The sequence below is a fragment of the Faecalimonas nexilis genome (genome assembly GCF_059731825.1).
This window is the reverse complement of the sequence record NZ_AP029189.1, coordinates 1-11,127: the sequence shown is the minus strand read 5'-3', so window position 1 is coordinate 11,127 and position 11,127 is coordinate 1. Positions and strand designations below refer to the sequence as shown.

Here is an 11,127-nt window from a genome sequence, read left to right as displayed (position 1 = left end):
TCCTCTCCCTTTTCTTAATGAAAAAGGAAGCAGGCGTCACACCTGCTCCCCCTTATTTCAACTCAGTATTTATTTAATGCTACCGTAGTCGTTTACTGTAATTTCTGTCTTTGGCATTGCTGTAATGTCGTTAGAAACTTTGATATCTCCATCGTACATTGATTTTACAAGTGCATGATAATCATCTTCTGTAAATCCATCATTCCACTGTGTAGATTCCACTGGAAGCTGTACAAAGTTTTCATCTGCATTTTCAGATACTAAACCAAGTTTATCAATTTTTCCTCCGTAGTTGCTCCATTTGTCTGCTTTGATATCTGTAAGAACTGTTGTAACTGTTGTTCCAAGCCCTTTCATAGCAGATGTGATTGTTAATCCTTCACCAGCTTTGTCGATAATCGGAGCCTGATCTGTATCTACACCGATTACTTTTCCGCCAACTTTTGCTGCTGCTTCTGCTGCTGATGTATAAATACCACCACCACATGCAAATACAGCTTCTACACCTTTTGTTCCATACCATGTATCCATGTAAGCTGTGATGTCAGCATCTCCATAGAACTGACCTCCACATACATATTCTACCTGTACCTGATCTGTAATTCCAAGTTCTTTTGCTGCTTCGTTAGCACCTTGTACGTATCCGTATCCGAAACGTGTTACAGCCGGTACTTTCATTCCACCAAGGAATCCAAGATGTTTGTATCCTAATTTCACAGCTGCATATCCTGCCATATATCCTGAAAGTTCTTCCTGATAAGTCGCGCAGTAAACATTATCTGCATGATAATATTCTTTTACATCATAGTTTTCTTCGTTTCCATCATATTCATCACCAAGTGCTGAGCCAAGGATGTCTCCTGCTCCAACATCAAGTGCAACGAATTTTACATCCGGATACATCTCTGATTTTTCAATTACTGCACTCGCAAATAAATATCCTGGTAAAAGAATTACATTTGCTCCATCTGCAACAGCTTGATCAACGCTTGCTTTTCTCGCCTCATCATTGTCACTTTCCGGTTTGTAATAAGTAAATTCTACATCGTTGTCCTCTGACCAGGCTTTCCCTGATTCATAAGTTGTCTGGTTAAAACTCTGGTCTGTGATATCTCCTGAGTCTGTAACCATTGCTACCTTCATTTCTTTCCCTGATTCTTTTTTCCCTTTATCACTGTCTCCACCACCACATGCGGTCAATGATAATGCCATCACGCCTGCAAGTAACATTGCAATAACTCTCTTTTTCATAAATACGTGTCCTCCTTTTTTTTGTTAGAATCGGTTGTTAATTGAACAATAACATATATTGCTTTTCCATTATAGGACTTATGTCCTTTTTTGTCAAAACAAAATATACTTTGTAAAATTTCTATAGTAATTTTTTATGTTTTTTGTGCATTTTTAACTCGTTTATAACCTCTTTTTATTTTAACCAACTTAAGAAATAATAAACAGATTTGAAAATAACATTTTTTTGCTCTATAATTTATTTAGAAAAGTCAAAAGAAAATATTATTATTGAGAAAGAGGTTAAAAAATGACAAAAGACGTAAATTTAGACCAATTGCAAAAAGATGCTGTTGAGATTTTTAATCAGGGCTTTGCCTGTTCAGAATCTATCATCTATGCAATCAAGAAAAATTTTGAATTGGAAATGTCTGACGATGCTATTGCGATGAGTTCCGGTTTTCCATGGGGGCTTGGCGGTGGCGGCTGCATCTGCGGAGCTCTTGCCGGTGGTACGATGTGTATCGGATACTTTTTCGGAAGAAAAACTCCGGGAGATCCAAAAATCAACAAATGTTTTGAATTGACAAAAGAATTACATGATTTCTTCCGTGAAACCTGCGGTGGTACATGCTGTCGTATTCTCACAAAAGGAAAAGAAAAGAATTCTCCTGAAAGAAAAGAGCAGTGTACGAAATTTGTTGCCGCTACCGTGAAGAAAACAGCAGAAATTATCTTGAGAGAATTGTAAAACTTAAGGGGAGATCATAACTCATAGAGCTTTCATCTCCCCTGTTTAAACCAATTTGTGTTATTCTCTCACTATCTTCCCGCAAGCGATCATCGCCCCTGAATTTCCGGACGGCTGTGTCCGAAAATCATCTGCATTTTCATGTACGATAACCGTTCTCCCGATTACATCTTCCGGATAAAACCGGTCAGTATAAAATGCACCGAATGCGGTTCCATGATTCGCCAATAATGGCTGCAAGTCTCCCGCATGATTCGGATGTTGTGTGTTTTTGGGATTATAATGCGTTCCTGCATTTTGAAATGGTTCTGCTTCTGTTCCAGTACAATTTTCTCCTTCATGTATATGAAATCCATGAAATGTACTATTTTCCGGAAGTCCTGTCACTTCTGCTACAACAATCGTTCCCCCATGTACTCCATAAAAAGAAACCGTTCCCTTTAAATTCGGATATTTTTTATTTCCTTTTATCTTTGCATATGCCTCAGGCATTGTGTTCGTGATAGAAAGCATCCTCTCACCTCCTGTATCAGCATATGCAAATATTGTTGTTTTGGTTACTCTGTCTCTCTTACTTTTGCAATACTTGCAACTGTCGCATTGTCATTTAAGTTAATTAATTTCACTCCGGATGTGATACGTCCAAGCACAGAAATAGAATTACATTCCATACGGATTACGATTCCTTCTGTGTTAATGATCATAATCTCATTGTCTTCATTAACTGCTTTTACGCCGACTACATTACCGGTCTTTTCCGTAATCTTATAGCATTTCACACCTTTTCCACCACGATTCTGCGATGTGAATTCTTCCATTGCCGTACGTTTACCCATACCTTTTTCAGATACGATCAGCAAATGGGTTCCCTGTGTATGAAGCTGCATTCCGACTACTTCATCGCGATCCGCAAGATTCATTCCACGAACTCCCATAGAAGTTCTTCCGGTTGCACGGACATCTTTTTCGTTAAATCGGATACACTGTCCATATTTTGTGACAAGAATAATATCCTGATCCTGATCTGTGAATTTCACTTCGATCAACTCATCCTCTTCTCGAAGTGTGATTGCCGCAAGCCCTGTCTTTCTTACATTTGCATAGTCTGTAATCGGTGTTTTCTTCACGAGACCTTTCTTGGTAGCCATGAACAGATATTGTCCTTCTTTATATTCATCAATTGGAATCATGGCTGTAATCTTTTCATCCGGCATTAACTGAAGCAGATTGATAATTGCAGTTCCTCTTGCAGTTCTGCTCGCCTCAGGAATCTCATATCCTTTTAAGCGGTATACACGCCCTGTATTCGTAAAGAACATGATATAGTGATGCGTCGACGTCATAAACAACTCTTCCACATAGTCTTCATCAATCGTCTGCATTCCTTTGATTCCTTTTCCTCCACGGTTCTGGCTCTTAAATGTATCTACTGTCATACGTTTGATATATCCAAGTTTCGTCATTGTAATGACAACATCCTGTCTTGGAATTAAATCTTCCATGGAAATATCAAATTCATCAAATCCGATTGAAGTTCTTCTCTCATCACTATATTTACCGTCAATGATTAAAATCTCTTCCTTGATCACACCTAACAGCAGTTTTCTATCTGCCAAAATTGCTTTCAATTCGCCAATTCGTTTCATTAACTCTGCATATTCCGTCTCCAACTTTTCACGTTCCAAACCTGTCAGAGCACGAAGTCTCATGTCCACAATCGCCTGTGCCTGTACTTCAGTAAGTTCAAATGCTTCTATCAAGCCTTCTTTTGCAATCTGTGTATTTTTCGAACCACGGATAATGCGGATTACTTCGTCAATGTTATCAAGGGCAATCAGTAACCCCTGTAAAATATGGGCGCGCTCTTCTGCCTTATTTAACTCGTACTGAGTTCTTCTTGTCACAACTTCTTCCTGATGCTTTAAATAATAATTCAGCATATCCAGAATATTCATGACTTTCGGCTCATTGTTTACGAGTGCAAGCATGATAACACCAAATGTATCCTGAAGCTGTGTATGTTTATATAACTGATTTAAAATGACATTTGCATTCACGTCACGGCGCAGTTCGATACAGATTCTCATACCTTCTCTGTTTGACTGGTCGCTTAAATCTGTGATACCGTCAATTTTTTTATCTCTTACAAGCTCTGCAATCTTTTCAATCAGACGTGCTTTATTAACCATGTACGGAAGTTCTGTCACTACAATACGGTTCTTTCCGTTCTGCATTGGCTCAATATCTGTCACCGCACGCACTCTGATTTTTCCACGTCCGGTGCGGTATGCTTCCTCAATTCCGCGTGTTCCGAGAATCATTGCTCCGGTCGGAAAGTCAGGACCTTTGATAATCTGTAAAATATCTTCGATTGTCGTCTCACCATTTTCATCAATCTGATCATCAATGATTTTTACAACCGCACTGATTACTTCATGCAGATTGTGAGGTGGAATGTTTGTCGCCATACCTACAGCAATACCTGATGTTCCGTTCACAAGCAGATTCGGAAATCTTGCCGGAAGTACAGACGGTTCTTTTTCCGTCTCATCAAAGTTCGGTGTAAAATCAACTGTATTCTTGTTGATGTCAGCCGTCAGTTCCATCGAAATCTTACTCAGACGAGCCTCTGTATAACGCATCGCCGCAGCGCCGTCACCATCTACAGAACCAAAGTTTCCATGTCCATCGACAAGCGGATATCTTGTAGACCATTCCTGCGCCATATTTACGAGTGCACCATAGATTGAGCTGTCACCATGCGGGTGATATTTACCCATCGTATCACCGACGATACGGGCACATTTACGATGTGGCTTATCCGGACCGTTGTTCAATTCAATCATTGAGTATAAAATTCTTCTCTGTACCGGCTTCAAACCGTCCCGGACATCCGGGAGGGCACGGGAAGCGATAACACTCATCGCATAATCGATATAAGATTCTTCCATTGTCTTTTTCAGATCAATGTCATGCACTTTGTCAAAAATATTATCTTCCATTTTTCATTCTCCAATCTCTAAATGTCCAGGTTATTTACATATTTTGCGTTCTCTTCGATAAATTCTCGTCTCGGTTCTACCTTGTCTCCCATCAAAGTTGTAAATGTAAGGTCTAACTCCGATGTAGATTCCTCGTCCATTGTCACACGAAGTAAAATTCTGTGTTCCGGATCCATAGTTGTCTCCCAAAGCTGCTCTGCATCCATCTCCCCAAGACCTTTGTAACGCTGAATCTTGTTATTTCCATCTCTTCCAACTTCCAAAAGAATCTTATTCAACTCTTCATCACTATACGCATACCATACTTTTTTGTTCTTTTCAAGCTTATAAAGTGGAGGCTGTGCCAAATACACATAACCTTCTTTGATCAGCTCCGGCATAAAACGATACAGGAATGTCAATAATAACGTACTGATATGAGCTCCATCGACATCGGCATCTGTCATGATGATGATCTTATGATAACGAAGCTTTGAAATGTCAAAATCCTCATGTATTCCAGTTCCAAATGCAGTTATCATCGCCTTAATCTCTGCATTGGCATAAATCTTATCTAATCTGGCTTTCTCCACATTCAGGATTTTTCCACGAAGCGGCAGGATAGCCTGTGTTGCTCTGTCCCTGGCCGTCTTTGCAGAACCACCGGCAGAGTCACCCTCTACAATGTAAATTTCACAGTTTGCAGGATCCTTATCAGAACAGTCCGCAAGCTTTCCCGGAAGCGACATTCCTTCTAACGCAGATTTTCTTCTTGTCAGATCTCTCGCTTTTCTGGCTGCCTCTCTTGCCCTTTGAGCCATGACAGACTTCTCCACTGTCATCTTTGCTACATTTGGATTCTGCTCTAAGAAAATCTCTAACTGCGTACTAACAATATTGTCAACCGCACCGCGCGCCTCACTGTTTCCTAATTTTTGTTTTGTCTGTCCTTCAAACTGCGGATCTTCAATCTTTACACTGATGATCGCTGTCAGACCTTCTCGGATATCTTCTCCGGAAAGATTTGGCTCGTTATCTTTTAATAATTTATTTTTTCTCGCATATTCATTGAACGTCTTTGTCAAAGCATTTCGGAATCCAACGACATGTGTACCGCCTTCCGGTGTCGTAATGTTATTTACAAATCCATATGTGTTATCGCTGTAAGAGTCATTGTGCTGCATTGCAACCTCTACTGCGACACCGTCTTTTTCACCTTCACAGTAAATAATCTGCTCATAAAGAGGTGTCTTACTTTTATTCAGATACTGCACAAACTCTTTAATTCCGCCTTCGTAGTGGAAAGTCTTCTCAATCGGCTCTTCCGGTCTTTCATCTTTCAGGACAATCTTCAGATTTTTTGTCAAAAATGCCATCTCACGGAAACGCTGTTTCAACGTGTCATAATCAAACACTGTCTCCTCAAAAATCTCTTTGTCTGGAAGAAATGTAACCTTTGTTCCTGTCTTTTGTGCATCACATTCATCTATAACCTTTAATTTATAGACTACTTTGCCTCTCTCATATCTCTGCTTATAGACTTTTCCTTCGTTGTAAATCTCAACTTCAAGCCATTCAGAGAGCGCATTTACAACAGACGCACCAACCCCGTGAAGTCCTCCGGATACTTTATATCCGCCACCGCCGAATTTTCCTCCGGCATGCAGTACCGTAAATACAACCTCTACCGCCGGAAGTCCTGCTTTGTGATTGATTCCTACCGGAATACCACGCCCATTGTCAATAACTGTAATGGAATTATCTTCGTTAATCGATACGAAAATCGTATCACAATATCCCGCCAATGCTTCATCTACTGCGTTATCTACAATCTCATACACCAAATGATGAAGTCCTCTGATCGAGGTACTCCCAATATACATTCCCGGTCTTTTTCTTACTGCTTCTAATCCTTCTAGTATCTGGATTTGATCTGCACCATATTCTGCACTCATATAAATCCTCCTATATTTTCGATTCGTTCAGAACCTTTACTTCTCCTTGTTTTACATATAAAATTTTATTTATAGAAAAACGATGATTCACAAAATCGTCTAATCCTGTACACGTGATTAGAGTCTGTACATCGCGAATGCTATCTAATAAATAGTTTTGCCTGTGTTTGTCCAATTCAGACAAAACATCATCCAATAATAATATTGGCGTATCTTTTATAATCTCTTTTACAAGTTCAATCTCTGATAATTTCAATGATAACGCCGCCGTCCTTTGCTGCCCCTGAGAACCAAATTTACGTATATCCAAATCATTTGTCATGAAACAAATATCATCTCTGTGAGGTCCGACGGAAGTACTTTTCATTCGAATATCCCGCTCTCTGTTTTTCAAAAGTGCCTTTTCAAATTCTAAATTTCCAATTCCCGGTTCGTAATAAAGCTTTAATTCTTCTCTTCCACCGGTCAGTTTCTTGTGCACTTCTGAGATAATCTCATTCACCTGCCCGATAAACTGTTTTCGTCTCTCAATAATCTTGTTTCCATACTGAATAAGCTGAAGATCCCATATTTCAAGGGTCTCAAGCAGATCATTCCTGTTATAGACATCTTTTAGCAATTTATTTCTCTGATTAATGATTCGATTATAGTTCGACAGGTCGCTGAGATATAATTTATCAAGCTGTGCAAGTTCCAAATCAATAAAACGTCTTCTCTCCGCCGGTCCATTTTTGATAATATTCAAATCCTCCGGCGAGAAAAACACGATATTGATAATTCCAAACAATTCACTTGCCTTGCGAATTGGTATTTTGTTAATTGCAATTCCCTTCGGACTGTTTTTCTTTAAATGCATGTCAATCTGAAACGGAATTCCATTTTTTTCTACTACAGTCTCGATATGAGCTTCATCATGTCCAAACTGTATCATATCACGGTCCTTCGTTCCGCGATGAGACTTTGTCGTCCCCGACAAATAGATGGATTCGAGAATGTTAGTCTTTCCCTGTGCATTATCTCCACAAAAAATATTGGTAGCTGCATCAAACTCTATGTTTAACAAATTATAATTTCTAAAATTTTTCAATTTTAAAGACTTTACTATCATCCTTACACCAACTATTCATGTTCTATTTTTCAATCTTTATATCTGTTCCATCAAAAGATACGATGTCGCCATCATAAAGTTTCTTTCCTCTTCTTGTGTCGACTTCTCCATTGACTTTAACAAGACCGTCCTGAATCACTTCTTTTGCTTCCACTCCGGATTCTACAAGTCCTGCCGCTTTCAAAGCCTGACCAAGTTTAATAAATTCTTCTCTTAATTTTATAATTTCCATTTCTTAAACTCCTGCATTAAAGTTAACCGGCAAAATCAAATACACATAGCTTTCCTTCTCATCTCTGATAAAGCATGGTGCTTTCGCATTCATAAGATAAATTGTAACTTCCTCATCCTCGATCACACGAAGTGCATCAATTAAGAATTTCGGATTAAATCCGATCAAGAGATCTTTTCCTTCTTTGGAAATCATAATCTCTTCGTTCATGGATCCTAGCTGGGATTTGATTCTCAATTCCATAACCTCGTCCATAATATTGATAATGATTGGTTTTTTATCTCCTTCTTTTACCAGAAGCGTTGCTCTGTCGATACAACTCAGAAGTTCTTTTTTATTGATTTTAACCTTTGTTTCATAGTCGCTGGATAACATCTGATCGATACGGAAATATTCTCCTTCAATCAAACGCGACACAACAATTGTGTTATCAAATTCGAATACAACGTGGTTGTCCGTGAATGACAGACATACTGTGCTGTCTGCTTCACCTGACAAAATTTTACTAACTTCCATCAATGTCTTTCCAGGAACGACAACTTTTCTCGATTGATAATTTTTTGTCAATTCCGTCTTCCTGATCGAAATTCGGTGTCCGTCAAGCGATACTACTTTCATAATATTCTCATCAATTTCAAACAATTCACCAGTCATTAATTTGTTGCTATCGTTATCTGCAATTGAGAAAATTGTCTGACGAATCAACTCTTTCAATGTAAATTGTGATAAAGTGATAGATTCTGCTTTTTCAATATATGGAAGATAGGAAAAATCTTCTCCGGATTTTGCAGAAATACTAAATTTTGCTTTTTCGCACGTAATCATTGTCTGAAGATTGCTGTCTGATTCGATTGTAATCTCATTATCAGGAAGTTTTCTGACAATTTCTGAAAAAATCTTTGCATCTATAGCAATAACTCCTTTTTGAATAATGTCTCCTTCAATAATAGTCTCGATTCCTAATTCCATATCATTAGCTGTTAACTTAATAATATCTGTTGTTGCATCTATAAGAATACATTCAAGGATAGGCATTGTTGTTTTAGAAGGAACTGCTTTTGATACAATGTTAACTCCTTTTGCAAGGTTTGATTTTGTACAAATGATTTTCATGTGTATAACTCCTTTCGGGTTGCTTTGTGTATATATTTATTAAAAGTTATCCGCCGTATCCGTCTTAGGGGCTGTGGATATGTGTATAACCCTAGAAAACCCCGATTTTAACGGAATTTAAGGACAGGAAAACTGTGTTGATAAATAAAAAAGTTTACGTTGACAAGAGATGGACAACTTTTTGCGAAAAATCGGCTATTTTTTTATCCACATCTTGTAAACAAGTTATCAACAGTTTATTCACGTTCTTTATACGACTTATAAACAAATCTTAAACTGGGTTAATTTTCTTTTTAATAATCTCAATTGTATTGTTTAATGCTTCATTGGTCTTAATATCTTCGGTAACTTTATCTACTCCATGGCTGACGGTAGAATGGTCACGCCCTCCGAGCATAATTCCAATTGATTTTAAAGGAGTATCTGTCATTGTACGACACAAATACATTGCAATCTGCCTTGAGTTTGCAATGTTCGCATTACGTTTTCCACTTTTTAAGTCCGCAATAGAGACAGAAAAATGCTCGGAAACAACTTCTAATATTAGTTCCGGAGTGATCTGTCTGTTTTTGTTCGGTGATACAATATCTTTTAACGCCTCGGCGGCGAGCATAATATTAATCTCTTCATTTTTTAATTTATGAAGTGCAATCAATTTATTCAGTGAACCCTCCAGCTCACGAATGTTCGATTTTACATTGGTAGCAATATACTGCATAACTTCATTCGAGATATGATATTTCTGAAGTCCGTCTAATTCTTCTTTTTTGCGAAGAATTGCCATCCTTGTCTCATAATCAGGTGAAGAAATATCGGCAATTAATCCCCACTCGAAACGCGTTCGAAGTCTTGCTTCTAAAGTCTCAATATCTTTCGGAGGCTTATCGCTTGAGATAATAATCTGTTTACCTGATACATGTAAATGATTAAAGGTATGGAAAAATTCTTCCTGTGTACTTTCTTTTCCGATAATAAATTGAACGTCATCGATTAGCAAAACGTCGATATTACGGTATTTTTCACGAAAAGCAGTCATCGCAAGCTCGTTGCCGCCGCTTGTTTTACCACTTTTTAATGCTTCGATCAATTCATTTGTAAAAGTTTCACTTGTGACATATAAAACTTTTTTCGTCGGATCTTTTTCTAATATAAAATGTGCAATAGAATGCATCAGATGGGTCTTCCCAAGTCCAACACCTCCATATAAAAAGAGAGGATTATAAATCTCTCCCGGAGATTCTGATACAGCTAAAGAAGCAGCGTGGGCAAAATTATTGTTTCCACCAACTACAAATGTATCAAAAGTATATTTTGGATTAAGGTTCGCCTGCTCAAAAATACTGTTTTGAGTTGCATTCTTTTTATAAGTGTCATCTTGATTCTTTACATTAATATTCTGAGAATCATCAACTGTAATAAATTTTACTTCAAATTCCTGTCCGGTTATCTCTGCAATACAGACTTGAAAAGGCAGAAGATATTTTTGATTAATATAATCCACACTTGACTTTAAAGGCACAAGAATATAAACCGTAGAATCTGATACATTGTAAACTTCCAAGGGTTCAATCCAGGTCCGGAAAGAAACGTTAGAAAGTCCATATTCGATCTTCAATTTGTGGATAATCTCATCCCATTTTTCCGCTACAATATTCATTCCGTTAACTCCTAATCTTTACATTTAAGGTATACCTACTCCAGAGTATATCTCTACACTATTCTACATCAAAATAAGTAGATAAGCAATGATTAATCCA

At 38.0% G+C, this 11,127-nt stretch carries 9 protein-coding genes; 1 reads left to right on the top strand and 8 read right to left on the bottom strand.

Features of this window, described 5'->3' with window-relative positions; genetic code table 11:
• Positions 1 to 69: 69 nt before the first annotated feature.
• Complete coding sequence (locus AC6I5B_RS00045) at positions 70 to 1,251, bottom strand: BMP family lipoprotein (protein ID WP_022251134.1); 1,182 nt, start codon at positions 1,249 to 1,251, stop codon at positions 70 to 72.
• Positions 1,252 to 1,540: 289 nt separating this feature from the next.
• On the opposite strand from AC6I5B_RS00045, the gene AC6I5B_RS00040 reads away from it, so the two are divergent.
• A complete protein-coding gene (locus tag AC6I5B_RS00040; protein WP_004613292.1) occupies positions 1,541 to 1,981 on the top strand; it encodes a C-GCAxxG-C-C family (seleno)protein in 441 nt (146 codons plus the stop codon).
• A 60-nt stretch (positions 1,982 to 2,041) separates the two neighbouring features.
• Here the strand turns inward: AC6I5B_RS00040 and AC6I5B_RS00035 are convergent, their stop codons facing one another.
• The 7 genes from AC6I5B_RS00035 to dnaA all read right to left on the bottom strand — a co-directional run bounded on the left by AC6I5B_RS00035 (position 2,042) and on the right by dnaA (position 11,027).
• Entirely contained in the window at positions 2,042 to 2,494 is a 453-nt protein-coding gene (locus tag AC6I5B_RS00035; RefSeq protein WP_004613291.1) for a superoxide dismutase family protein, read from the bottom strand.
• Between the two features lie 44 nt (positions 2,495 to 2,538).
• Positions 2,539 to 4,983 carry a DNA gyrase subunit A gene (gene gyrA / locus AC6I5B_RS00030; RefSeq protein WP_004613290.1) on the bottom strand — a complete coding sequence of 815 codons (2,445 nt, stop codon included), beginning with the start codon at positions 4,981 to 4,983 and terminating at the stop codon, positions 2,539 to 2,541.
• Between the two features lie 17 nt (positions 4,984 to 5,000).
• Positions 5,001 to 6,917, bottom strand: coding sequence for a DNA topoisomerase (ATP-hydrolyzing) subunit B (gene gyrB, locus AC6I5B_RS00025; RefSeq protein WP_004613289.1), 1,917 nt, complete (start codon positions 6,915 to 6,917; stop codon positions 5,001 to 5,003).
• Positions 6,918 to 6,927: 10 nt separating this feature from the next.
• Complete coding sequence (gene recF, locus AC6I5B_RS00020; protein WP_071143460.1) at positions 6,928 to 8,025, bottom strand: DNA replication/repair protein RecF; 1,098 nt, start codon at positions 8,023 to 8,025, stop codon at positions 6,928 to 6,930.
• A 22-nt stretch (positions 8,026 to 8,047) separates the two neighbouring features.
• The gene (locus AC6I5B_RS00015) at positions 8,048 to 8,257 is read right to left on the bottom strand and encodes an RNA-binding S4 domain-containing protein (RefSeq protein ID WP_004613287.1); all 210 of its coding nucleotides are present in this window, start codon (positions 8,255 to 8,257) and stop codon (positions 8,048 to 8,050) included.
• Positions 8,258 to 8,260: 3 nt separating this feature from the next.
• A complete protein-coding gene (gene dnaN, locus AC6I5B_RS00010) occupies positions 8,261 to 9,370 on the bottom strand; it encodes a DNA polymerase III subunit beta (RefSeq protein ID WP_497773522.1) in 1,110 nt (369 codons plus the stop codon).
• Positions 9,371 to 9,641: 271 nt separating this feature from the next.
• Positions 9,642 to 11,027: a chromosomal replication initiator protein DnaA gene (gene dnaA, locus AC6I5B_RS00005; RefSeq protein ID WP_004613285.1), complete on the bottom strand. Its 1,386-nt coding sequence runs from the start codon at positions 11,025 to 11,027 to the stop codon at positions 9,642 to 9,644.
• Positions 11,028 to 11,127: the final 100 nt, after the last annotated feature.